The 22,232-nt window shown below is 68.0% G+C and carries 24 protein-coding genes; 16 read left to right on the forward strand and 8 right to left on the reverse strand.

The window, feature by feature from the left end:
• Window positions 1–160: 160 nt before the first annotated feature.
• On the forward strand, window positions 161–682 hold the full coding sequence (msrA, locus tag DEI91_RS00595; protein WP_111050472.1) for a peptide-methionine (S)-S-oxide reductase MsrA: 522 nt from the start codon (window positions 161–163) through the stop codon (window positions 680–682).
• A gap of 110 nt (window positions 683–792) precedes the next feature.
• On the opposite strand, the gene DEI91_RS00600 is transcribed toward msrA, so the two are convergent.
• Window positions 793–1,299: an ATP-binding protein gene (locus DEI91_RS00600; protein ID WP_181439411.1), complete on the reverse strand. Its 507-nt coding sequence runs from the start codon at window positions 1,297–1,299 to the stop codon at window positions 793–795.
• Between the two features lie 100 nt (window positions 1,300–1,399).
• Here DEI91_RS00600 and mtnN point away from each other — a divergent pair, with 100 nt between their 5' ends.
• Window positions 1,400–2,134, forward strand: coding sequence for a 5'-methylthioadenosine/S-adenosylhomocysteine nucleosidase (gene mtnN, locus DEI91_RS00605; protein WP_181439412.1), 735 nt, complete (start codon window positions 1,400–1,402; stop codon window positions 2,132–2,134).
• A 20-nt stretch (window positions 2,135–2,154) separates the two neighbouring features.
• Here the strand turns inward: mtnN and DEI91_RS00610 are convergent, their stop codons facing one another.
• From DEI91_RS00610 to DEI91_RS00620, 3 genes are all read right to left on the reverse strand, one after another.
• Window positions 2,155–2,358 carry a hypothetical protein gene (locus DEI91_RS00610; RefSeq protein WP_111050475.1) on the reverse strand — a complete coding sequence of 68 codons (204 nt, stop codon included), beginning with the start codon at window positions 2,356–2,358 and terminating at the stop codon, window positions 2,155–2,157.
• A 173-nt stretch (window positions 2,359–2,531) separates the two neighbouring features.
• Window positions 2,532–3,914, reverse strand: a complete 1,383-nt coding sequence (locus DEI91_RS00615; protein WP_111050476.1) for a flavin monoamine oxidase family protein — start codon at window positions 3,912–3,914, stop codon at window positions 2,532–2,534.
• A gap of 157 nt (window positions 3,915–4,071) precedes the next feature.
• Window positions 4,072–5,586 (reverse strand): MFS transporter, encoded by a 1,515-nt coding sequence (locus tag DEI91_RS00620; protein WP_111050852.1) that lies wholly within the window; start codon window positions 5,584–5,586, stop codon window positions 4,072–4,074.
• A 132-nt stretch (window positions 5,587–5,718) separates the two neighbouring features.
• Here DEI91_RS00620 and DEI91_RS00625 point away from each other — a divergent pair, with 132 nt between their 5' ends.
• The 3 genes from DEI91_RS00625 (at window position 5,719) to DEI91_RS00635 (ending at window position 8,101) form a co-directional block, all read left to right on the forward strand.
• Complete coding sequence (locus DEI91_RS00625) at window positions 5,719–6,312, forward strand: TetR/AcrR family transcriptional regulator (RefSeq protein ID WP_181439413.1); 594 nt, start codon at window positions 5,719–5,721, stop codon at window positions 6,310–6,312.
• A 679-nt stretch (window positions 6,313–6,991) separates the two neighbouring features.
• Window positions 6,992–7,756: a helix-turn-helix transcriptional regulator gene (locus tag DEI91_RS00630; RefSeq protein WP_181420702.1), complete on the forward strand. Its 765-nt coding sequence runs from the start codon at window positions 6,992–6,994 to the stop codon at window positions 7,754–7,756.
• 96 nt (window positions 7,757–7,852) lie between these two features.
• On the forward strand, window positions 7,853–8,101 hold the full coding sequence (locus DEI91_RS00635; protein ID WP_110901823.1) for a hypothetical protein: 249 nt from the start codon (window positions 7,853–7,855) through the stop codon (window positions 8,099–8,101).
• Window positions 8,102–8,488: 387 nt separating this feature from the next.
• Here DEI91_RS00635 and DEI91_RS00640 read toward each other — a convergent pair whose 3' ends face one another.
• Together DEI91_RS00640 and DEI91_RS00645 are read right to left on the reverse strand one after the other, a co-directional pair.
• Window positions 8,489–9,262: a hypothetical protein gene (locus DEI91_RS00640; RefSeq protein WP_146244144.1), complete on the reverse strand. Its 774-nt coding sequence runs from the start codon at window positions 9,260–9,262 to the stop codon at window positions 8,489–8,491.
• A 131-nt stretch (window positions 9,263–9,393) separates the two neighbouring features.
• Entirely contained in the window at window positions 9,394–10,392 is a 999-nt protein-coding gene (locus DEI91_RS00645; protein WP_146244145.1) for a hypothetical protein, read from the reverse strand.
• Window positions 10,393–10,852: 460 nt separating this feature from the next.
• Between DEI91_RS00645 and DEI91_RS00655 the strand changes: the two genes are divergently transcribed.
• Complete coding sequence (locus DEI91_RS00655; RefSeq protein WP_111050482.1) at window positions 10,853–11,869, forward strand: hypothetical protein; 1,017 nt, start codon at window positions 10,853–10,855, stop codon at window positions 11,867–11,869.
• A 396-nt stretch (window positions 11,870–12,265) separates the two neighbouring features.
• On the opposite strand, the gene DEI91_RS00660 is transcribed toward DEI91_RS00655, so the two are convergent.
• Both DEI91_RS00660 and DEI91_RS00665 read right to left on the reverse strand, forming a co-directional pair.
• Window positions 12,266–12,775: a hypothetical protein gene (locus DEI91_RS00660; protein ID WP_110901819.1), complete on the reverse strand. Its 510-nt coding sequence runs from the start codon at window positions 12,773–12,775 to the stop codon at window positions 12,266–12,268.
• Window positions 12,776–12,838: 63 nt separating this feature from the next.
• Complete coding sequence (locus tag DEI91_RS00665; RefSeq protein WP_110901818.1) at window positions 12,839–13,099, reverse strand: hypothetical protein; 261 nt, start codon at window positions 13,097–13,099, stop codon at window positions 12,839–12,841.
• Window positions 13,100–13,630: 531 nt separating this feature from the next.
• On the opposite strand from DEI91_RS00665, the gene DEI91_RS00670 reads away from it, so the two are divergent.
• The 10 genes from DEI91_RS00670 to DEI91_RS00720 all read left to right on the forward strand — a co-directional run bounded on the left by DEI91_RS00670 (window position 13,631) and on the right by DEI91_RS00720 (window position 22,224).
• Window positions 13,631–14,218: a hypothetical protein gene (locus DEI91_RS00670; protein WP_146244146.1), complete on the forward strand. Its 588-nt coding sequence runs from the start codon at window positions 13,631–13,633 to the stop codon at window positions 14,216–14,218.
• Window positions 14,211–14,525, forward strand: coding sequence for a hypothetical protein (locus DEI91_RS00675; RefSeq protein WP_146244147.1), 315 nt, complete (start codon window positions 14,211–14,213; stop codon window positions 14,523–14,525). The genes DEI91_RS00670 and DEI91_RS00675 overlap by 8 nt, the downstream gene beginning before the upstream one ends.
• Entirely contained in the window at window positions 14,491–15,531 is a 1,041-nt protein-coding gene (locus DEI91_RS00680; protein WP_146244148.1) for a hypothetical protein, read from the forward strand. The genes DEI91_RS00675 and DEI91_RS00680 overlap by 35 nt, the downstream gene beginning before the upstream one ends.
• Window positions 15,532–15,545: 14 nt before the next feature.
• A complete protein-coding gene (locus DEI91_RS00685; protein WP_111050486.1) occupies window positions 15,546–15,824 on the forward strand; it encodes a hypothetical protein in 279 nt (92 codons plus the stop codon).
• A 43-nt stretch (window positions 15,825–15,867) separates the two neighbouring features.
• Window positions 15,868–16,725, forward strand: a complete 858-nt coding sequence (locus DEI91_RS00690; RefSeq protein ID WP_111050487.1) for an antitoxin VbhA family protein — start codon at window positions 15,868–15,870, stop codon at window positions 16,723–16,725.
• 178 nt (window positions 16,726–16,903) lie between these two features.
• Window positions 16,904–18,007, forward strand: a complete 1,104-nt coding sequence (locus DEI91_RS00700) for a hypothetical protein (protein WP_146244151.1) — start codon at window positions 16,904–16,906, stop codon at window positions 18,005–18,007.
• Between the two features lie 764 nt (window positions 18,008–18,771).
• Window positions 18,772–19,212: a helix-turn-helix transcriptional regulator gene (locus DEI91_RS00705; protein ID WP_258374236.1), complete on the forward strand. Its 441-nt coding sequence runs from the start codon at window positions 18,772–18,774 to the stop codon at window positions 19,210–19,212.
• 130 nt (window positions 19,213–19,342) lie between these two features.
• Window positions 19,343–20,035, forward strand: coding sequence for a hypothetical protein (locus DEI91_RS00710; RefSeq protein WP_110904407.1), 693 nt, complete (start codon window positions 19,343–19,345; stop codon window positions 20,033–20,035).
• Window positions 20,036–20,120: 85 nt separating this feature from the next.
• Entirely contained in the window at window positions 20,121–20,855 is a 735-nt protein-coding gene (locus DEI91_RS00715; RefSeq protein ID WP_110904408.1) for an ABC transporter ATP-binding protein, read from the forward strand.
• A 1-nt stretch (window position 20,856) separates the two neighbouring features.
• The gene (locus DEI91_RS00720) at window positions 20,857–22,224 is read left to right on the forward strand and encodes an FtsX-like permease family protein (RefSeq protein ID WP_110904409.1); all 1,368 of its coding nucleotides are present in this window, start codon (window positions 20,857–20,859) and stop codon (window positions 22,222–22,224) included.
• The last annotated feature ends 8 nt before the right edge of the window (window positions 22,225–22,232 follow it).

Below are 22,232 nucleotides of genomic sequence, written 5' to 3' on the forward strand. Positions count from 1 at the left end.
ACCGGGTTCAGGTCCTCCGCCGGACGCACATGCACCCGACGCGCGGCGGCACCGGACGCCCCCGACGTGCAGCGTCCCCCGCCCTCGCGGAACAGACGGAGCCGTCCGTGTGTTGCACCGGGTACTGTCGCAGCCAGCGTCACGAACCACGGAGGTACCGATGACCACCACCGAGACCGCGATCCTCGCCGGCGGATGTTTCTGGGGAGCGCAGCAGCTCCTCCGCCGTCGCCCGGGTGTCATCAGCACCCGCGTCGGCTACTCCGGCGGCGACGTCCCGAACGCCACCTACCGCAACCACGGCACGCACGCCGAGGCCGTCGAGATCGTCTTCGACCCCACGGTGATCTCGTACCGCGAGCTCCTCGAGTTCTTCTTCCAGATCCACGACCCGTCGACGAAGAACCGCCAGGGCAACGACGTCGGCATGAGCTACCGCTCCGCCGTCTTCTTCACCTCGGACGAGCAGCGCGACGTCGCCCTCGACACCATCGCCGACGTCGACGCATCCGGCCTGTGGCCGGGCAAGGTCGTCACCGAGGTCACCCCCGCCGGCCCCTTCTGGGAGGCCGAGGAGGAGCACCAGGACTACCTCGAGAAGATCCCGAACGGCTACACGTGCCACTTCGTGCGCCCGGGCTGGGTGCTGCCGAAGCGCAGCGAGGCGGCCGCCACGGCCTGACCGGCCGGCCCGTCGCACACGGCGCGACCACCTGACGGACGGGAGGCCCGGTACCAGCTGGTACCGGGCCTCCCGTCCGTCGTCGGTTCTGCGGGCGCGAGTGAGCCGCGTCAGCGCGCGCCGTCGCCGCTCGTGTCCTCCGCGACGTCGTGCTCGCGCTGGAGCGGCTCCGGCAGGCCCATCACGAGCCGCCACCGGTTGCCCTCGGGGTCCCGCTCGTAGGAGAAGTCGTCCATGAGCAGTTCGATCATGGCGATCCCGCGACCGGACTCGGCCATCTCCTCGGGGTCCGGCATCTCCGTCCGGAACGGTACCTGCACCTCGGCACCGCTGTCGCTGAGGACCGCCTCGAGCGTCGTCGCCGTCCGACGCAGCGTCAGCTGGCACACGAGCCGCTCGTTCCCCTCGGCGTGCTCGATGACGTTCCCCGCGAGTTCCAGCAGCGCGGTCTCGAACCGCATCCGTTCGCTCGGACCGAGGTCGGCGTTGCGGTGCCAGAGGTCGTCGACCGAGTCGTGCACCTCGTCCACGTCGTTCGGCGGGACGACGAGCAGCACCGTGCGTTCCCACGCGGGGCCGGAGATCGCCGAACTCGCACCCGTGCCGTCAGTCACCATGCGCACATCCTCACACCTCCGCCGGGGTCTGCGGCAGTACCCGAGGCGTTCCGCCCCGTCCTCGCCCGACCGCCGCGCCCCCCTGTGGGAAGATCGCAGGGTGGACGCCACCCGACGACCCGCGGCCGTCGTCATCGCCGCGATGAGCGAAGAGGTCTCGGCCTTCACCGACCTGTTCGGCGGTGGCCCCGTCCTGCACGGCCCGACCGGCGGGCACGACGAACACCACCTCCTCGACGTCGACAGCGCCACCGTCGCCGTGCGTCGGAGCGGCATCGGCTTCACGAACGCGACCGCCGCCGTCGCGCACGCCTTCCACGACTTCGGCCCCGGCGTCCCCGTCATCAGCGTGGGCACCGCCGGTGGGCTCGCCCGCGACGTCCGACTCGGCGACGTCGTCGTCGGCGGCTCGTACGTCAACCTCAACGCCGACGCCACCGCCTTCGGGTACGCGCTCGGCCAGGTACCGGGCATGCCGCCCGAGTACGCGGCCGACCTCGACCTCGTCCGTCGCGCCCACGGTGTCACGACCGACGACGTCGTCCGCACGGCGCCGATCGGCTCGAGCGAGGTCTTCGTCACCGACGGCCGTGCCCATGTCCTCCGCCGCACGTTCCCGACCGTCGCCGCCGTGGACATGGAGTCCGCCGCGATCGCGCAGTTCGCCTCTGTGCACGCCATGCCGTTCGTGTCGGTCCGCGGCATCAGCGACCTGTGCGCCCCGGACGGCGACGAGTTCCGGGAGCACCTCGACGACGCTGCGGCGCGGGCGGCGCGGATCGTGCACGGGGTGGTCGTGGGGTTGGCGCGAGAGGCCGTGCTGCCGGGGCGGTGACGTCCGAGCGGCCCGTCTGGTCATTGCTGCAGGGTCGCCTTCGGGTACTCGCCGAAGGACTGTGCGGAGACACCGGAGAACCGGCCGAGGTGTGTGGGGCCCCACTCGATCGTCGGTTCGTGGAACTCCACGGCGCTCGACGTCCCCGAGCACCAGTCGGGCTTCGCCGTCCCGTTCTGCCAGGGGAACGACGCGCTCGCGAGCACAGCCCACTGGTGCTGCACGCTGCCGCGAAGGACGTCCGGATCAACCCGCATGCTGCGGTCAACGGCGTGCTCGACAACCCCTTCCAGCGGCTGTCGGCCGAGGGAGCGTCGGGCGCGGCTCGTCCGTCCGGGGGATGGTGTTCATGGCCGGTGTCCCTGGTCGGTGATCGGGGTGCGGTGCGGGCCGCAGATCAGCATGCGGACACGCTCGGGGCGGAGGGCTCTGACGTCACGGCCAACAGTGCTGCGACATCGGTGGCCGCGCGGTGGCCGGAGAGGACGGCGCCGTTCATGGTCCCCGATGTCTCGTCGGCGGTCTCGGTGCCCGCCCAGTGGACGTGTCCGACCGGTTGGCGGAGGAACCGTCCGAAGGTGGTCCATGCCCTCGGTGCGACGGCCGGGTTCGGGCCGCCGGGGGCGAAGGTGTCGTTGCCCCAGGCGAAGTCCTCGTAGTCGGTGATCCTGAGCGCCTCGGACCCGTACAGGTGCACCAGGTGCGCGAGCACCCGCTCGGATCGTTCTCCGCGGTCGTACGAGTCGAAGCCGCGGGGGTCGCAGAAGACCATGAGGATGCCCGGGCGGTCGAGTCCGGAGCTGACGTCGAAGGTGAGGAACACGGTGTCGTCGTCGGAGACAGCCTCGCCGGAGAGTCCGCTGTCGCGCCAGAAGGGGCGGTCGTAGGCAACGAACGCCTTGCTGAGGGCGCCGAGGCGCCAGGTGCGGGACAGCCCGCGGTGCTGCTCGGGCAGGGCCGGCTCGAACGTGATCGCGGACCGGTGGGCCGGTGCGGCGGTGACGATGACGTAGCGGGCGTCGACGGTGAGGCTGTCGGTCTCCACGGTCACCGTGGTGCCGTGGGTCGTGATCTTCCGCACGGGTGCGTCGACGATGACGCGGGGGCCGAGCGTCTCGGCGAACCGCTCGACGAGGGTGTGCACGGTGCCGGCGATGCGGTCCTGCTGGTCGCCGCCTTCGACGGACATCATGTGTTCGAGCCCGCCGAGGGTCTTGAAGTACCGCAACGCGTTGAACAGTGAGATGTCCCCTGCAGGGGCGCCCCAGTGCACCTTGCTGATCATGTCGACGAAGCGGCGCGTGTCCTTCAGGGCGTGCTGCTTCGTCAGCCAGTCGCCGAGCGAGACTGCGTCGTACTCCTCGACCCGGGGGTGCTTGTACGCGTCCACGGTGGGCAGGTGGTCGACGATCCTCTGCAGCTTCCCCGTGATGCGGGCGAGGTCGAGGACGACCCAGGGCGCGAGGGCCAGTGCGCTCTCTGCGCGGCGGCGGCCACCGAACGAGATCAGGCCCTTGCCGTCGTGGAACTGGGGGACGGTGCTGCCGCCGAGTCGGTCGATGAGCGCGTGCATGGCGGTGTGGTCGGGTGCGACCCAGGTGGCGCCGGCGTCGACGGGCACGCCGGCGACTGAAGTGGTGTGGATGCGGCCGCCGACGCGCTCGCGGCCCTCGAGGACGAGGACGTCGTGGCCCTGCTGGGTCAGCTGGTCGGCGGCGGACAGCCCGGCGAGGCCGGCGCCGACGATCACGACGTCGACGGATCGGGAAGTGGTGGTCATGGAGTTCTCTGTTCGTGAGCGTCGGGAGGCGGTGGAGCCGGATCAACCGGCGGTCGCGGACGCGCGGTCGCTGCGCGGCTGCCTGCGGTGTGGTCGCGGCGGGGGACGTCAGCACGGCCGACGTCGACGATCTCCACGACGGTGATCTCCTCGACCCTCAGTGCTCGACGGGGGTCTCGGGGCGGGACGGGATCGCACGCCACGCGATGACGGCTGCGACGACGAGCAGTACTGCGGCGATCACGGAGGTCCACTGCATCCCGACCGTGAAGGCGTGCTGCGCCTGTTCGATGACGGCGATGACGGCCTGGTTCGTGGTGTCGAGCTGGGTGACACCGGTCGCGAGTGATTCCCGCATCGCTTGTCCGACGTCGGAGTCGGCGATCGCGGGCAGGTTGCCGCGGTAGAAGGCGAGCTGCACCGAACCGAGGACGGCGATGCCGAGGGCAGCACCGAGTTCGTACGCGGTCTCGGCGATGGAGGATGCTGCTCCGGCGCGGTCGCGAGGGGCAGCACCGACGACGGCGTCGGTGGTGAGTGTCATCGCCAGGCCCGCTCCGAACCCGACGATCGCGAAGCCGATGATGATGCCGGCGAGGCCGTCGAGCCCTTCCGCGAGAGCGAGGACTCCGAGGCCGATCGCGCCGAGTCCGAGACCGACGCCGATGGCGCGTCCGCGGCCGAGTCTGCCGAGCATGAACCCGGCGAGCGCGATGACGATGATCGACGCGACGGTCGCGGACAACTCGGTCAGTCCGGCCTGGAGCGGGTTCAGGCCGCGCACGAGCTGGAGGTACTGGGAGAAGAAGAACAGCAGCCCGACGAACGCGAAGATCGACACCGTGTTCGCCATCACCGCACCGCTGAACGCCGGCGACCGGAACAGGGACACGTCGATCAGGGGCCGGGTCAGTCGATGCTGACGGCGCAGGAACCACCATCCCGCAGCGACACCCACCAGCACAGCGACGGCGACGCTCCAGTCCAGACCCTCCGCGAAGACGTGCTTGATGGCGTAGACGATCGCGACGATCGCGACGAAGGACGACAGCGCTGACAGGAGGTCGATGCGTGCGCCGCGGGGGTCCCGCGACTCCGGCAGCAAGAACACGCCACCGACCAGGACGAGCACCATGATCGGGACGTTGATCAGGAAGACACTGCCCCAGTGGAAGTGCTCCAGGAGCGCGCCGCCCACGATCGGCCCGACGGCGGCGCCGGCGGTGGCGCCCGCCGCCCACACCGCGATCGCGCGGGTGCGCAGCGCCGGGTCGGAGAAGACGTTCCGCACCAGCGCGAGGGTCGACGGCATGATCGTCGCGCCGCTGATGCCCAGGATCGCGCGGGCGGCGATCAGCATCTCCGGGCTCGTGGCGAACGCGGCGAGCAGCGACGACAGCCCGAAGCCGAGCGAACCGATCAGGAGCAGCCGCTTCCGACCGACCCGGTCCGCGACGTTGCCCATCGTGACCAGCAGCCCGGCCAGCGCGAACGAGTAGACGTCGCCGATCCAGAGCAGCTGCGTGGCAGTCGGCTTGAGATCCGCCGTCAGCGCCGGCACGGCGAGGGAGAGCACGGTGCCGTCGATCGCGAGCAAGAGCACGGCCAGGGTGAGGATCCCGAGCGCTGCCCAGCTGCGAGCGGTCACCGGTGCGGAAGTCGTCGAAGTCACGACGGCGACTGTACCGACCAAATGGTCGGTTGGAGAACGTATGTAGACTGTTGTCAGGAGTTGAGCAGGTTGGGCCCACACTTGCCCAGGGAGACGGAAACCGTCCCCCTGTCACATGCCGAGGAGCAGGCCATGCCAGAGCACGATGCGTCGTCACCGCGATCGACCCGCAACGCCGGGCGCACTCGAGCTGCAGTACTCGCTGCAGCCGCGGAAGCGATGGCCGTCCGGGGCACGGGCGTCTCGCTCGAGCACATCGCCAAGCACGCCGGCGTTTCGAAGGGCGGCCTCCTCCACCACTTCCCGAACCGAGAAGCCCTGATCGTGGCGCTCGTCGACGACGCCCAGCAACAGCTTCGGGACAGCGTGCTCCAACACCTCGACCTCACCGAGAACCGCCCGGGCAAGCTCCTCCGCGCCTACGTCCGCGCGATGACCTCCGGAGCCGACGCAACGCTGCAGTACTTCACGGCAGCCCCCTCGTGGGCCGGGATCTACCAGATCCCGAAGGTCAGCGAGATCACGACCGCGGACACGCACTGGTGGAACGAGAACCTGGCCGCCGACGGCCTGTCGGCAGATCGGATCCTGGTGGTCCGACGCGCGGCGGAAGGGATCGCTGCAGCCGTCGCGTACGGCGACGAACCGTCATCAGCAGCAGAGCATGCACGCGCTCTCCTCCTGCACCTCGCCGACGGCGGCGAGCTCGGTGACCGCGGCGCGTAGACCGGTCCGACGAACTTCCACTCCGCCTCACAGCAGATCGAAGATCAGCACCTCGCTGCGCACGCTCGGGGACGGGCGGGGGTGCCTAAGACACCTCGTCTGGCGAACTCTGGCGGATCACCCCGCAGAGGGGGGAGGCAGCAGCGGCAGAGTCGCGCGCTGAGGAGAGGAGTTCGGTGCAGCGCTCTGGTGCTCGCTCAAGACGGCGCGGCGCCGATCCGTCACGCAGTGAAGGACGCCGGATCGACGAGCCCAGTCTCAGCGCGGTAGGGCGTGGATACCGCGCGAGCTCCGCGCGGAAGGAGCACCAGAGCCGCGTCCGGAAACAGGAAGACCCCCGCTTGAACGGGGGTCTTCTGTGGCGGCGGGTCATTTGCAGGTCTTACGGACCCGCGCGGTGGTGCGGATCGAGCGGTCCTCCATGAAAGCCTCAACCTGGGTTTCCCCTGGGGCCGCCCTCATTTTCCCCCCTTTGCCGAAAGCCCAGGTCAGGGGCAGTTTGTTCGATGAGGACCGACTTGCTCGCAATGGGCCCACAAACCCGAGCCACCCCTTCGGTGAGTGCTTGCGGCTCACGGCCGTGGCCGCCCTCCAGGACCCCTCCGACCGCACCCTTGCATCGCTGATGCAGCCCTTGATACTGTCTAGTCACTTACCAGTCAGTACCGAAGGATGTCGGATGCCCCCTCGAGTCAAGTCCAGCGACACCATCATCGGCGAGGCGATCCGCGCCCGTCGCATCAGCCTCGGGCACACGGTCGAGGTCGCCGCTACCCGGGCCGGAGTCGGAGCCAAGAGCTGGGCGCGGTACGAAAGCGGAGCGTCGATTCGCGCGGATAAGGTACGAGGCGTCTGCCGCGCGCTTGGGTGGGCAAGTCTGGAAGCCGCAGGCGCCCCAGTGGACGATGACGACATGCTCGACGTTGATGACTCGCACAAGGCTTGGTCGCCTCCGCTCGCCGAAAGGCTCGGCGATTCGGCCGCCGCCGTATTCGCAGTCGGCAGCGACCTCGTCTACGACACCGCGACTGACGAGCTTCGCGAACTCGCCCGACTCCCCCGCGGCTCCCACCTCGGACAGTTGGACGTGTCGTGGTTCGTCGACGAACTTCCGGCCCAGTTCCTCACCCGATACGACTACGAGTTCATGTTCGCGCTTCGAGGAGCGGTTCGGCTCCTCCGCGAGCGCGCTGCGGTGTCATTGCCGACGGCGACGAGCGTGCTGCAGGAGCTGGCCCTGGCGATGATCCTCGGTCAGGCGGAAGTATTTGCCGACACCTACCCGGCGTCGTTCCCGGACGATGAGGACTCGGACTGGAAGGAATGGTTCGCTGAGCTACAGGAGGACACTGACGCGCTGGCGGCAGCAACGTCGGAGCGTCCCGTAAGCGAGCAGTCGGTGTACCACTTTGACCACTGGAACGAGGACCAGTTCAACGTGTGAGCCACATGCGCCACCCGGGCCGTCAGTAGCGACGATCGGTGCCGATAGTAGGGGTTACAGCACCGAAGCTGGAGCCGTAACACTAGGAGCTACACCATGACTGTCCGTATTGCCCACATCTCGTACGAGCCGCACCATCGCGTTTGGCGCCTGCGCCTCGACCCCGACGCGACCGGCACCGGAGACAAAGCTGGTGACCTCATCGGGTTCAGCGGGAACATCCACGAGCCAGAGGACGAGCTCAAGGTGACGATGCTGCTGTCTGCATGGCGTGTCCGTCCTGAACTCGGCGGCTGGCAGGACGCCGACGGGACGTGGGTCGTACCGGTGGTGCGGCTCGAGTAGGGCGCCGATCGCAAATGAGCACATTGGTAGAGCAGGTCGCGAGGACTGCCTTTCATCCGCCGCCGTTCCCGTACTGCAAGCAGACGTCGCCTCGCGCATGTCGTGGGCGAGGCGTAGGACAAAGAGAAGTGCCCCGGACGATAAGCCGGGGCACTAGAAGATAGGTCGAGCCTATTCTGGACAACCAACAGAGGCGCGTTGGCGCTTACGTGAGGTCCCCACGACCTTGGATGAATCGCATTCACGGCTCGAGACGACCGTGGCTTGCTCACGTTCACTGCTTCTTGGTGTCTTCAGGCGCGAGAAGCAACCCCGCACCGTCCTTCCAATCCGCTTCCGCGGACCGGATCACCAGTTACTCTATGCGCCGAGGCTGGGTGGATGCAACTAGCGGCGGCGTTGCGCCCGCTGCCGCTCACGGCGTGCGCGGTCCCGCTCGCGCTTGCTTGGCGTCGCCGGTTCTGGAGGAGCTGGTCTTGGCGCTTCGTCTTCTTTGGTTGCCGTTGCGCCCTTGCTCTGGCCTGCGCGGATGAAGCCGTCGGGGCTGATGTTGAGGTAGGCCTTCCCGTCGAACCGCCACGCTGATGTCAGCGACGACATCCTCGAAGTGTTGCGGGCGGACACCACATCCCAGTGGAAGCCGGTGGGCAGATCGAAACGCGCCACCTCGAGCGTGTCGTTGCCGTGCCAGGCGTTGGTCTGATTCCACGGGCGCGACTTTTCATCGTGAAGGTGCGTCGGCCCTCCGTGCGCGGCTTCGAAGGCCTGTCGTTGGTCTTCGGTCTCGAGCGCCTGCCAATCCGTGCTCGGCGAGAACATGTGGTGCGGTAGGACTCGGCAGTCGCGATGTGTGCCGCAGTCCACGGCCGCAGCCCAGGAGTCGAAGTCCTCGAAGCTGTTCGCGGGAGGAGTGAACCCGTCGAACTGGACGAAGAAGGCCTTGGGACGCACGAGACGACTGACCGGTATCAGGTGCGATGACTCGAGCGGCTTCGTCGGCTGCAGTGAGATACGGGCCTGACCCGCTTGGAATACGGCGTCGTAGCCGCGGTGAATATCGCGGTAGAACCTGTCGGCTTCCCACGGGTCCAACACGTGGAAGGACCGGCCCGAGTCGTTGCGTACAGCGGATCGGCGGAAGACCGTCCGGAAGATCTTCACCTCTTCTCCGCGAGCGACGGCGTGTGCGCGCACAGCGTCGACCCACGTCGCCTGTGCTGGCGTGATCCGATGGTTGGGGTCTCCGCCACGGGGCGGCGCGACGATGCAGATGCCGCGGACTCGGTCGCCGCTCACCCTTCGTCGGAGATCCGCACTCGGGCGATGACGCTCAGCTCGATGGATAGGCGGCCCAGCTCTTCCCCAGTCATCGCGTCGATGTACGCGTGCGCCCTTCGGCGGGCGTGTTCCACATCGGAGACTGGTGCGGTAGGAGGACTGGCATGCGCTATCAGGTCGGACGGGACGTCGAGGCCTGCTTGGATAAAGAAGGTGCGCAGGCGATCAGCGGCGTGGCTCTTCAGGTGAGCGTTCCAGAGCGGACGGTAGAACCGGGGTAGCGCCGCGGTCGCCCCCGCGCCGTCGACCCATTCCGCCAACCGTGCAGCGTCGTGCTCCGACACCGTCTCCTGAGTACGAACGAACTCTTGGCGCAACGTCCGGAGCTCTGCGGCTGTGATCGTGGGCACACGGATGCCGGCGCTATCAGGGTCCGCGTGATCGCTGGCCCGGCCCCGCGTTTCGTCCCAGGCGTACGTCTTACCGGACCGGTAGTCGAATACTGCGCGCCAGAGGTCGTCGCGGATGCGACCCTTCCCGACTGGGTCGAGCTCGGCGGATTCATCTCGGTCGTCCGTCTCGATCAGCTCGGGTTCACGCAGTCGCACGCGCTCGGATGGTCGGACCCCCTCGCAGGCCACCAGCCCGGGGAACAGCGTCACGAAGTGCCAGATGCTCGGCGCTCCGAAGTCCTTCTCGCGGAATGTGCCGTCGGTCAACTGCAGCAGTCGATTCTTGAGCACTGGGACGGCCATCGATGCCCAATCGGCTTTCGCGTTCTCTCGCGCCAGGCGGAAGGCGTTGCGTAGTAGCGCCTCTGCGTCCTGCAGTGGTCGAGCTGGTTCCACCTCCGAGATGAGCGCGGTGACCGCTGACGCCGCGAGCATGCCACGCACGACGGCGCCGTCGCCTTCTAGGCGGACTGCGGCTTCCGCCACCTGCTCTTCACTACGACCCATCAACTCGGCGACCTGCGCGAGTGACGCCCTTCCGAAACGCGCGAGCTCTTCCATCGCCCTCACGTTACTGGACGATTTAGCGATGACAGCCGGAGGCGATCATGACGACGGGTCTGCCCCGGGTTGGTCGACGTCTGAACTGTGAGGATCTGCTCCTCGCCTGTGAGGGCCGGCCGGTCGTGCTAACCGCTGGCCGCTTCAGCCTGCCCTCAGTGATGCCGGCAGAGCGGCACATCGTGCTTCATCCCGTGTTCAAGCAGGTGTCGCCGGTCCGGGCCGAGTACGTCGACGGCTTGTTAGAGCGGCACCGAGCGTTTGAGCGCGCCGTCACTTAACGCCGCCACGGCCTCACGATGGCGAGCGGGTCCCTGAGCATCGCACCCGCCACTCGGCTTGTGTTCCGGCGGGGAGCAGTTCGCTGACCTCCGGCATCATGGTGGGTATGAGTGGGAGCGCTGCGAAGGCGAGGCGCCGAGCGGGTCAAGCGCCGACGCCAGAACAGGTTGACGTCGCGATGCTTGCGGACGACGTAAGCCTCGTCGTCTCCTTGGTGATGACGGAGGCCGCCTCGCCATGGTCAGAGACGGTCGGGCTTGCTGTCGCGCCGCAGGTCGCACGCATCCTTCATGAGGGTCTGGACCAGTTGCGTCGACGCCGACCGGACGCCGCGGCGGCGCTGTCGGTCGGGTGGGACGAGGAGATTGCGGTCGCGCGGCACACCGTCAAACTGCTCGATGACAACAAGAAGACGGTTGACTCGGTTGTCGAGGAGTTCAACCGCATCGGGCGAGACCAGAGCGCCACTTTCGGGGCCAACAACGACTTCGCGTTCCTGGAAAGCGACGGTCGCGCGTTCGCCTCGGCTCGACTGACCAGCTACCAGGCGCTTGCTTCCCTCGATCAGGCTTCCGGAAGTCGAACCCACGATCTCGGCGAGAGCATGGGATCTCGAGTCATCCAGTTGCAACGGTCGTTCGGACGCCCGAACACGGCAATCCATGGTCTTCCGCATGTGCAAGCGTCACGGCCGGAGCTCGTGCAGCTCTCCGCGGCAGCGTTTGCTGATGAGTCATACGAGCCAGCACTGCCGGCCGGTGCGCGAGACGTCGCGATGTTCGCGGAATGTTCCGTCAATGCGGCGTTGCACGTCTTCGCGCCCGGTGAACGGGGTCTCGGCGGGAGTGTGTTCCGTCTGCGGTTCGTGGCAGCGACGCACGCGCTGAGCGCCGTGCGGCAGCTGCTCGGTCGTTTCCCGAACTCGGATGCGCCAGGTTTGCGTGCCGGGCTCGAAGCGGTGCTGAACTCCTCGGAGGCGCAGCTTCTCGCTAGTCTTCGGCAGCTTCGCAATCGGTCGATGCACTATGGCATCCCCCCAAAGCTCAGCGGTATGCGCCTTGATCGGCCAGGATACGGCTTGGTTGAAGCGACAACCGATGACGCCTATTCGTATCGCGAGGTCGACGCGGCAACGACTTTGGTGCTCGCCAACTTGTCGAACGAGTTAGCCAGCTGGCGGACCCGGCGACGCTAGGCGCAACGCTCCGCAATCAGGTGTCTGGCGGGACGAGGACGGGACGCGAGTCGTACCGGTGGTTCGGGTTGAGTAGGGGCGACGCCTTCGTTAGCGCGCGGAGAGCAGCCCGGTCAGTCGGTTTGAACCCGGTTAGTCCGTTCGAACCAGGCGGCTGCACGGGTGGGATTCTCCTGCCCCGCGTCGAAGGGTCCCAGCACTCCTGACGAGCTGACGAAGATCCGCGAGTTGGCGTCGGCGAACGGTCAAAAGGTCGCCGCGCGTGGTCGGATCAGCTAGCACGTTCGCGACACGTACGTCGCGGCGAACTGACCGTCGCTGGGCTGAAATGCGGCTCGTCACACACGAGCCCCACGACCGGGTCACCGTTCCCCACGGCGGCCCGGTCGTTCCTGTTCATGCTGCGAGGTACTCGCCGGTGTCTGCGTCGCGGCGCTGCGAACGGTCGCGCTTTGTCCACGCGTCCTTCAGCGCGGCCGGCCGGCGCTCTTCTGCGCAGCGGTGGCACCCGCTCGGCCCGCCGTGGTCGAGGTGGTTCGTCGGTCGCTGCAGAAATGGGCCGTGCCGTCGGCAGATGATGGTGACCTCGGTGTGCTGGTCGACGAACGCGACGGCGGAGTAGTCGTACCGGTTCCCGTGTATACCAGCGGCTCGTGTGACGAAGCGGGCGCCGCGGACTGACGCACGCGAGTTCCGACGGCCGGAGCAGTCCGGGCAGCGTTGTCCGCGCTTGTGCTCGTTTGGTTCCTGGTCGAAGTCCCCGTGGTCCGGGCAGCCGATGGTCACCTTCGTATGTGCGTTGACGAAGGTCTCGGGGACCCTTGAGTAGTCGTACTTCCCGTCGTGCTTGGCGGTGGCGGCGGCGATGAAGGCGTCGAGTCGGTCTGCGCGGGATGCTGTCGGCATGGGGTGCCCCTTTCGGTTGCACCCTCTATGCGCGGACGACCCGGCGTGACGTGGACGGGCGTGTCAGCGGGCCCCGTGGTCTCTCAGCCAAGTGAGGACGGCATCCCGCTCGACGCAGCCCTTCTCGCGGAGGATGCGGACTCCTTCGATGAGGACGGCGCTGAGAACGACGGCGTCGTCGAAGTCGAGGGTCGTGGACCCTCCAGCGGGCCCGTCGATCGTGACAAGTCCGGAAGGGTCAACGACGACGGAGATGTCATCCATGACCGTCGCGATGCTGACCCCGTCCGGTAGGTCGTCGGTGAACCAGGTTCGTTCCTGCATGTGCTGCTCCTTCTCACACCACGGGGTGCGGCGTCGAAGCGGCTATGCGCGGAACGGCGGTTGATCTCGTCGACTGGCCGCATCCTGCAGGCCGAGCGTCCTCGATCACGGCGTCTTGCGATCTCGACGCATTCCGCGGGAGGTACGGCTACTGGGATAGGGACGTATGTGTACCGAACCCAGCTATATACCTACTACCAACATATAAGAGAGAGGTAGAGGTAAGTAAGTAAGGAAGCCCCCGTCGGCCGCCCTGCTCCCCCGGATTGACGCGGATCCTGGTGACTCACCCCTGCGCTCACAACGGGAAGCAGAAACCAGCTGATCAGCCTGTTATCGCGTGCTCAGCCGCATCGAGAGCGTCGATTCTCGATCACGCCGTCTTCTGCGAGGCCATCCGGCGCAGCTGCCTGATGGCGCCGGCATAGGTCCCGAGGCAGAGGGCGTGGTCGATCAGATGTAGACGGACCGGGCATCGTTCCTTACTATGAACACGAGCGGCGAGACCTCGTGATCACGAAGGGATGCAGGGTGAGAGCCAGTACTGACGATGATGATGAAAACCGCAGGCGACAGCTGGACCCAATGCGCGGATCCACTCGGATCCCGCTCGCGTCGCTTCGCAATCACCGGGCCGCTGACCTCCGCGAGCTCTACGCCGACGTGCAGGACGGCCAGGCACTCATCCCGGGCCTGAAGATGGGTGTCGGTGCCCTCATCGTGCAGCGTTGGGAGCCGTCGTACGCCGCGACAGGGTGGACGCTCTACGGCGCCGACCTCACCCTCGATCAGGGTCACCCGTTCGGTGCGATGTTCTACCGCAACGACGCCGACGGCCGTATCCTGCGCATCGGGGTGAAGTGGCATCCGCCGGTGCAGCAACTCGAGTTCCCCGCCCTGCACCCGTCGAACCCTGAACGCACCTCCGATTCCACCAACGACGAGGTCGCGGCTGTCGTGCTGGACGCGCGGAGTCGGATCGGAGCTCTCGTCGCGGCCAACGCGCAGATCGGGTCGTTCGTTGCCACCGAGGAGAGCGAAAACGCGATCCTCGAGGCGTCCGGGTTCGGGTTGGAACGGCTGTCAGAGGATGACCCGCGGTTGGCTGGCGATGCCTGAGCGTCTGACGGCAAGGTTCGAGCCGATCCCGTTGCGGCTGCTGTCGTTGACTGCTCAGTTCGACGCCGTCATCTGGCCGACGCTGGTGGGGATGACGTTCACGAACTCCACCGGTTCGGCGCTCCTGCAACGGCACGTCACCGTTCGAGCGTCCGACGACAGGTGGACATTCGGTCTCCTCAACGGGGCACCCTTGACCAATCCGACGAACCCCCTGGTGGAAGCGGCGACCCAGGTGATGAACGTGTTACTGGAACTCCGTTCGATGGGCCGTGGTGTGGAAGCGGCTGGCCCTGCTGATGTCTGACCGGAAGTGGGTGCAGGACATCCGGCAGCAGCAGACGGTCCTGTCATTGCCGTTCGGACTCGGCTGGACCATCGACATCACCCAAACGCTGACCGCCCTCGCCGCCGCAGGGATGCCCGCCCGCGTGGAAGCGTTCGACCGGCTCCGGTTCGAGGACGGCCGGACTGCGTTCCTCGCCACCCCGGATCCCACCACCACCGTTCATGACGGAGCTAGGGACGGCCGCCACGAAGATGTGATCCTCCTGCCAGGTGGATCGGAGGGCGGAGTCCTGTCACTGGTGCGCCGGTATCAGGACCTGGTGGTCGTGAACGGGAAACGGCAACGCGTCTGGGCCAACGGCCGGCAAGTACACGGAACGTCAACACAACAAGACGCGACACCGGGCTGGCGGACCGTGTTCGCCATCGCCCGGACCATCGCCCTGCACGGCGGCGGCACGCATGCCATCGCGGAACACATCGGCATCCCGGCGGACGACGTCCGTGCAGCCCTTCCTGCCCTCGGGCAGCACGTGTTCCATACGCCGTTGGGATGGGAAGCGACGGACCGGCACTCGCTCGTCGACTGGGCTCTCGCCGCATACCCGGGCCCGGGAGGCGTGCGCACCTGCTGGCACCGTGACGACACCGTCGACGCGCAAGCAGATGAGCTCATCGCCCTCGGTGGGGTGATGTCGGACCGTTGGGCCGCGCAGCAGTCCGGCGTCCTGGTCCCGCCGAACCGACTCACCGCGTTCTTCGCGAAGCATCCCGACATGCAGGCGCTCGGCTACGAGCCCGCATCAGCAGATGACGCCACCGTCGCGGTCGTCATCCCGCAGGACACCACCACCCTCACCGCGACCAATCAAGGGTGCTGCACGGACGAGTTCATCACCGCGCACGTCATCCGCGAAGACAGCTGGGTGGCCGTGAACACCGACGCGGTGAACGCGTTACGGCAGCTACTGCACTTCCAAGCCGACCTCGCCCACGACCTCCGCTGGCACCCCTCCGGCAGCTGAGAAGAACGAATCCGATGATGTTGCAGCTGCTGTCCATGACGTTGGCATTCGACGACAGCCGCTTCTTCGGCTCCGTCATGTTCACCAACCCCACCCACCCCAACGACAAGCCCTCAGTCGTCCTCGTCGACCACGCCGACCAGGCGCCGTGGTTCCGACTCAGCAACGTCGACCCCGACGCGCACGACCCGTCAGATCCGGCGATGGTTGAAGCGGACCGCATCATGCGGTTCATCCTCACCTGGGCGCCAGAACGTCTCGGCCGTGCTCGCTCCGACTTCCCGCAGCTCTGACCGCTCTGTTCTCTCTCGCCCGACTTCTTGGAGGTACCCGCTGATGATGCGTCTGGTGTCCATGCACCTGTCGAACGACCGGATCCTCTGGGGGCACGTCCTCCTCGAGGACACCGAGAACCCGGACGCGCACCTGGCGCAGATCCTCGTCCGCCCCATCGACGTCGAGCCCGGCTACGAGCTCTACGACAAGCACAACACGGTCCAGTCGGACCTAACGGTGCCGGCGACGCGGGAAGCGAACCGCATCGTCCAGACCCTCCTCATCCCAGCCTCCGAAATCGCGAAGCGGGAGAAAGCCGTCCGGGCGGTGATCCACTCCGGCTACTTGGAAGGGTTCCCGGACGCCATGCCCTGGCAGTCGCAGCTGTGGATGTACGCCCGCGGTGAAGTCACCCGCGAGCAGCTGTCCGCGTACGCCGACGAAGGCCGACAGATCCCCCGCCATCCCGACCACAGCGCGATCGGCCCGGCGGACGTGCCCGAGGACTGGTGGCAGACAACACAGGCCCGCATCCGCAGGCATCTCCTCAACACAACCCTCACCGAACCAGAAGTAGCTGCCGCCCTACAGATCAGCAGCGACGAGGTCGTTGAGTTGTTCGATTCGTGCCGGCTGCTGAGCTTCGACCTCGACGGCGAAGAACGCATCCCCGACTGGCAGATCCTTGCCCCGGCTCTCCCTGAGTTCGGCGACCGCTCCGTCCTGCTCCCAGGACTGGAAGTGCTCTACGCGGCAGCACCGCAGCCGCTGCTGGACGCGGCAGCGATGACCGAGTTCATGACCACACCCTGCACACACCTCACCGTCGACGCCGACGCCCTGACGCCGTTGCAGTGGATTTCAGAAGGGCGCCCGCTCGAGACAGTCATCGCCCTGTTCCGGGGACGGGAATGGTGAGCGCCGCGAGCCGCCCGGACCTGTTCCTGCTTAGCGTCGCCTTCGACCTCGCCGGCCCACACGGACACATGTACTTTCGCGACCCGACCAGCCCCGAACTCCGTCAGATCATCGTTCACAGCGCTGACGGAGGTTCTGGCTACCGGTGCGAACCCGCCCCCGGCGACACCCGGGACGGGTGGGGGCCGTTCCTTGCCGAAGCGGGCTGGCTCATGGCCCTCATCCGACCCGACACCCCGGAGGAACGCAGCTGATGGGGCCTGCACTCGAATGGGTCGCCGACGCTTACAGCGGTCGGCCGCAGATCACGATGCCGTACGGGCTTGGCGAAACCACCGACCTCACCGACGCCCTCGCCGTCCTCAAGCTCGCGGGGCTTCGCGCGGTCGTGGAGTCGCACGACACGATCCGCCTCGCCGACGGCCGCCGCGCACGCTTCCCAACCCTCACCCAACGCCCCCGCGACGACGACCCGAACGATGCGGAACTGCTCCTCCTGGCACCGCGGACTGTCACTACGACGCAGATCGCGCTCGCGGAACAGACCGCGACGGTGCTGTTAGTCGACGTTGACCGGCGCCGGGTCTGGATTGACGGCAGACAAGCCCTTGGGACGAAGGAGCGGTGGAAGGATGCGGCACCGATCTACGTGGCGTTCGCCGTCGCACGGATGCTCGCCGTCAACGGCTCCACCTTCGACAAGCTCGTGCAGTCCGGGCTGACTGCCGGGCAGGTGGACGACGCGCTTGCACGCCTCGGGAAACGCGTGCACCGCACAGACATCGGGTGGGAGTCCCGGCAGGTCGGCGGGCTCGTCGACTTCGCCATCGCCTGCTACCCAGGACCCGGCGGTGTCAGGACAAGGTGGACGTCCAACGTGCCGCTCGTCGAGCAAGCGGAACGGCTCAGCGCAGCTGGTTGCCGCATCTCCGGACGTGCCATCTCCGACCGGCCCGACTATCCCGCCATCAGCAAGCGTGAGATGCCCTACCGGGTCGTGGCGTTCACCGAACAGGAAGTCGACATGGCCGCGCTCGGCTTCGAACCCGACACGATCGGCTTCTCCGGCGCCGAACTCATCCGGCCCGCGGACGCGACGATCTTCCTCACCGCAGCCGCCGCCGGATACACGGACCGCACCGACGACATCATCACCGCCAACACGCTCCTCCGCTCCGACTACCGCAACGCCGACGACGCAGCATCGTTGCAGGAGGTGCGGGACCGGCTGCAGTTCCTCGCTGACAACGGCTACGACCTCCGCTGGAACCTCCCCAGCTGACCGCCCATGACCCCCACCCGCTAGCCCGCCGGGGCCCTCACCCTCCTTCCGAACCCCCCACGCAGCCGACGTTCCCGACGACGGGGAACTCTGGTACCGCGACAACGACAGCAACGCCCTGTGGGAGCCGCTCGACACGCTCCGAGAAGCAGGAACATCATCTGGGCCAAGTCCGACAGGAACACGTGGGCCGCCATCGGCCGTTTCTCCGACATCAACGACGGCCGAGAAGCGGGGCAGGCGCAACTACTCGAGGTGGTGGGCTGGAGTGAGCGCTTCTTCGTCTGCGGCGACGTCTCCCTTCTCGGCTCCCGATGGCGATGGCGCAGCTGGCTCACCCATGCACGCAACCAGTCGCCGACTCCGGCGATCGTCGTCGGACCCGTCCTGGTACCGAGCAACCGTCTACGCGGATCAGCTCGCCACCGTTGACGCCGCGATCACTCAGCTCCAGCCTGCCCGGCCCTGTCCGCCATGGCATCCGTAACAGGACAAGCGCCTGGCTTCGTCTGGCTTCCACGCGAAGAAGACCTCACCCGAGCGAGCACCTGCACACGCCACTGACTCCGGCCTAGCATGCCCGCCCCACTCCGCTACAGAAGCGCTGCGCTTCACCGAGCTCTCCGCACCCCCGCCACGAGCGCCGTCTCGCCACTACCCGATTCCACCCGAATAGCGTCACGAGCGACGTCTCGACGAACTACGACGAGATTGGCCAGTGGGCAAAGTTGGCTGCACCACCGACTTCAGCCCGGAGGACGACTGTGAGCAGCTGGCTCATCACCGGTGCATCCGGCAACGCCCCGGTGGAGCTCGCCCGGACCCAGCTGCTGTTCGGCGAGTGGCTGCGTCGGGAACGCCGGGTGGTCGGGGCACGGCCGCACCTGCGCGAGGCGCTCGGCGCGTTCGACGCCGCCGGCACCGCCGGCTTCGCTGCCCGGGCCGCCGCGGAACTCCGCGCCGCCGGCGAGGCGCCGGACCGAACCGGCACCACGACGTCGTCGACGAGTGAGCAGCTCACGCCCCAGGAACTGCAGATCGCACGGCTCGCCGCCACCGGCATGACGAACCGGGAGATCGCGGACCGCATCTACCTGTCGCACCGCACCGTCAGCACACACCTGTACAAGGTGTTCCCGAAGCTCGGTGTCACGAGCCGCACCGAGCTGACCGCGGCGCTGGCCGCGTCCCCTCCGGTGGACTGACGCGACCGAAGGGGTGCCTCGAGGCGCCGGTTACGTCACCCAACGGATGCCCGGTCAACAGGCCAGCTGCGAGTCTCATGACGACGGCCCGAGACCGGGTCGCGACCACGACGACGATCGGGAGGCGCCGGTGCCGGAACGCTCAGCGGGCAACGCGACGGACGACACCGCTGGCCAGGCCGACCATGCCGCCCGGCGGTTACCGGATGCGCCGAGCGCGTTCTTCACGGCGCTGGTCACCGAGCACTTCGTGCTCCAGACGGCGCGCGGCATCACCGTCTCCGAGTCGTCTACCCGGGCCGCGATCTACCTGACGACGCTGTCGAGTGCCCTGGTGGCGTTCGGGTTCCTAGCCGACACCGACTTCGCCACGGGCTACCTCGCAGTGGTGATCCCGGTCGTCGTGCTGCTCGGCGTCTTCACCTACGAGCGACTCGTCCAGACTTCGCTGGAGGACGTGGTCGCCCTCGCCTCGATGCAGCGAATCCGCCGCTGGTACGGCACGATCCTGCCGGGCGCCCCGCGGTACTTCCCGGTACCCGAGGACCGGATCGCGCCGAACGAGCTGCTCGACATCGGGCTCCGGCTGTCCTGGCGTGGGGTGTTCTTCACGCTGTCGAGCGCGATCGCGGTCGTGAACTGCATCGTCGCCGGCGCCGGGGCGGCCCTGTTGACCGCGAGCACGTGGACGCAGTCCACGTCCCTAGCTGCCGGCGTTGTCACGGCCGTCATGCTCGCCACCGTGCACGGGGTCTACCAGGAGCGCCGGTACGCCCGGGTGCTGGCGCTCCTGCACGCGGCTGCTGCCCGGACCGACGTCTGACGCTTCCCGAGGGTGGAGCTGGCTCCACCCCGACCCTCTTGTCCGCACCAGTGACCGGCCGCCGAGAACGAGATGGACTGACACCATGACCGAACCCCTCCTGCAGGCACACGACCTGACGAAGTCGTTCCTCGGCCCGGAACAGTCGAGGGTCCCGGTGCTCCGGGGTGTCTCACTCTCCGTGCTCCCCGGTGAGTTCGTCGCCGTCGTCGGGCCCAGCGGCTCCGGCAAGTCGACGCTGCTGTACTGCCTGTCCGCCCTCGAGCCTTACGACAGCGGGTCGGTGTCGATCGCCGGGCAACGCCTCGAGACCCTCCGACCGAAGCAATTGCAAGCACTCCGCCGCTCGACGGTCGGCTTCGTGTTCCAGTCGTTCAACCTCATTCCGTCGCTGACCGCACGGCAGAACATCGCGCTACCCGCCAGCCTCGCCCACCGCCCGGTCTCCGCGGCCCAGGTCGACGCCGCGCTCGCCTCGGTCGGACTCGCCGACCGCGGGGACCACCGACCCGGCGCGTTGTCCGGCGGGCAGCAGCAGCGGGTCGCGATCGCCCGGGTCCTGGCGTCCGAACCGCACGTCGTGTTCGCCGACGAGCCAACCGGCGCCCTCGATACCACCGCCGGTGACGCGGTCCTCGACCTGCTGCGCCGGGTGGCCGACGGTGACCGGTCGGTGGTGATGGTCACGCACGACCTCGAAGCGGCTGCGCGGGCCGACCGTGTGCTCGTCCTGCGCGACGGCGCCGTGCACCGCGAGCTGGCACACCCGGACGCCGCCGAGGTACTCGAGGCCCTGACCGCCGCCGCCCAGGAGGCCTGAGATGCTCCGACTCGTCTTGAGCGACCTGCGGCAGAACGCCGGAATCTGGATCGGCGCACTCGTGGTCAGCGCGGCCACCGCAGCGGCCGCCGCCATCGCCGCCGGGATGCTCGACACCGGTTTCGCGATCATCGGGTCCGGCACGACGATGGACCTGCTCCGAGCCGGCGGCCTCGCCACGCTGGCATCGCTCGTCGTCGTGCTGACCATCGTCGCCGTCACCGCCGTCCTGGGCAGCGTCACCCGCCTGACGATCGACCTGCAGCGCCGGGGCTACGCGCTCTGGCAGCTGGTAGGGGTGCCGTCCCGCACGGTGACGGTGATCGTGCGGCTGCAGCTCGCCGTCGTGGCGCTGGTCGGAAGCACGATCGGCTGCCTCATCGTGGCGCCGTTCGTGCCGGCGTTCCTGCACTTCGGATTGTCGCAGTCCGACGGACTCCGGAACCTCGACGAACGGTTCGGTCCGACCAGCGCCGTCGCGGTGGTGCTCGCCGTGACGGTCGTGGTCGTCCTGAGCAGTCTCCGGCCGTCGCGCCGAGCCGGCCTCGTCCGCCCGATCGAGGTCCTGCGGGAGCCCGAGTCCGTCCGCACCCGGACGACGTGGACCCGGTGGGCCGGGGGCGCCGTCGCGCTGCTGCTCGCCGGGCTGCTGACCGCATCCATCGTCGACGCTGGCGTCCGGACCAGTGGGCAGGTGCTGCTGATCGGGCCGCTCCTGACGGCGGCGTGCACTGCGATCGGCCCCGTGGTGTTTCCCGCCGCCCTCCGGGCCTGGACCTCGGTGGTGCCCGCGCACCGGTCGGCCTCGTGGTTCCTCGCCCGCAACGCCGCCGCGTTCTCTGTCGACCGGAGCAGCGCCACTGTGAGCGCGCTCGTCATCACGATCGCCCTGCCCGGCAGCCTCTTTGCCGGCTTCGACACCGTAGGCGACGCCGTCGAGCGGACCACGGGATCCTCGGGTGGTGGACTCGACGTGCAGAGCTTCCTGCTCATGCTCGGCGGGCCGCTGCTCGTGTCGCTCTTCGGCGCGGCCGCCACCGTACTGATGGCAGGACGCACCCGCGAGCAGGAGGCCGCGCTGGTCGAGGCCGCCGGCGGGTCCCGCGCCACCGTGCTCGCGCGTGCCGCCTGGGAGTCCGTCATCCTCGTCGGCACTGCGGTCCTCGTGGCCGCCGTGGTCCTCGTGCTGACTGCCTGTGGACAGGCCGTCGCGCTCGCGGTCACCGTCCCCGGAACGCAGCCCCACCTGGGCCTGCAGGCCGCACTCCCGGCCGCCCTCGTGAGCCTGGCGCTCATGGTGGCCGCTGGCACGATCCCCCTCGTCACCGGACGCCGACGCAGCATCCCGCTCGTCCTCGCCGCCGACTGACCCCGAAC

The sequence above is a fragment of the Curtobacterium sp. MCBD17_032 genome, from assembly GCF_003234855.1.
Taxonomy (GTDB): domain Bacteria; phylum Actinomycetota; class Actinomycetes; order Actinomycetales; family Microbacteriaceae; genus Curtobacterium.

Bases quoted from the DNA above. Each gene is read 5' to 3' on its own strand.
- msrA (WP_111050472.1), top strand. From the start codon at position 161: ATGACCACCACCGAGACCGCGATCCTCGCCGGCGGATGTTTCTGGGGA.
- DEI91_RS00600 (WP_181439411.1), bottom strand. From the start codon at position 1,299: ATGGTGACTGACGGCACGGGTGCGAGTTCGGCGATCTCCGGCCCCGCG.
- DEI91_RS00615 (WP_111050476.1), bottom strand. From the start codon at position 3,914: ATGACCACCACTTCCCGATCCGTCGACGTCGTGATCGTCGGCGCCGGC.
- DEI91_RS00625 (WP_181439413.1), top strand. From the start codon at position 5,719: ATGCCAGAGCACGATGCGTCGTCACCGCGATCGACCCGCAACGCCGGG.
- DEI91_RS00630 (WP_181420702.1), top strand. From the start codon at position 6,992: ATGCCCCCTCGAGTCAAGTCCAGCGACACCATCATCGGCGAGGCGATC.
- DEI91_RS00635 (WP_110901823.1), top strand. From the start codon at position 7,853: ATGACTGTCCGTATTGCCCACATCTCGTACGAGCCGCACCATCGCGTT.
- DEI91_RS00645 (WP_146244145.1), bottom strand. From the start codon at position 10,392: ATGGAAGAGCTCGCGCGTTTCGGAAGGGCGTCACTCGCGCAGGTCGCC.
- DEI91_RS00655 (WP_111050482.1), top strand. From the start codon at position 10,853: ATGCTTGCGGACGACGTAAGCCTCGTCGTCTCCTTGGTGATGACGGAG.
- DEI91_RS00660 (WP_110901819.1), bottom strand. From the start codon at position 12,775: ATGCCGACAGCATCCCGCGCAGACCGACTCGACGCCTTCATCGCCGCC.
- DEI91_RS00665 (WP_110901818.1), bottom strand. From the start codon at position 13,099: ATGCAGGAACGAACCTGGTTCACCGACGACCTACCGGACGGGGTCAGC.
- DEI91_RS00675 (WP_146244147.1), top strand. From the start codon at position 14,211: ATGCCTGAGCGTCTGACGGCAAGGTTCGAGCCGATCCCGTTGCGGCTG.
- DEI91_RS00685 (WP_111050486.1), top strand. From the start codon at position 15,546: ATGATGTTGCAGCTGCTGTCCATGACGTTGGCATTCGACGACAGCCGC.
- DEI91_RS00690 (WP_111050487.1), top strand. From the start codon at position 15,868: ATGATGCGTCTGGTGTCCATGCACCTGTCGAACGACCGGATCCTCTGG.
- DEI91_RS00715 (WP_110904408.1), top strand. From the start codon at position 20,121: ATGACCGAACCCCTCCTGCAGGCACACGACCTGACGAAGTCGTTCCTC.
- DEI91_RS00720 (WP_110904409.1), top strand. From the start codon at position 20,857: ATGCTCCGACTCGTCTTGAGCGACCTGCGGCAGAACGCCGGAATCTGG.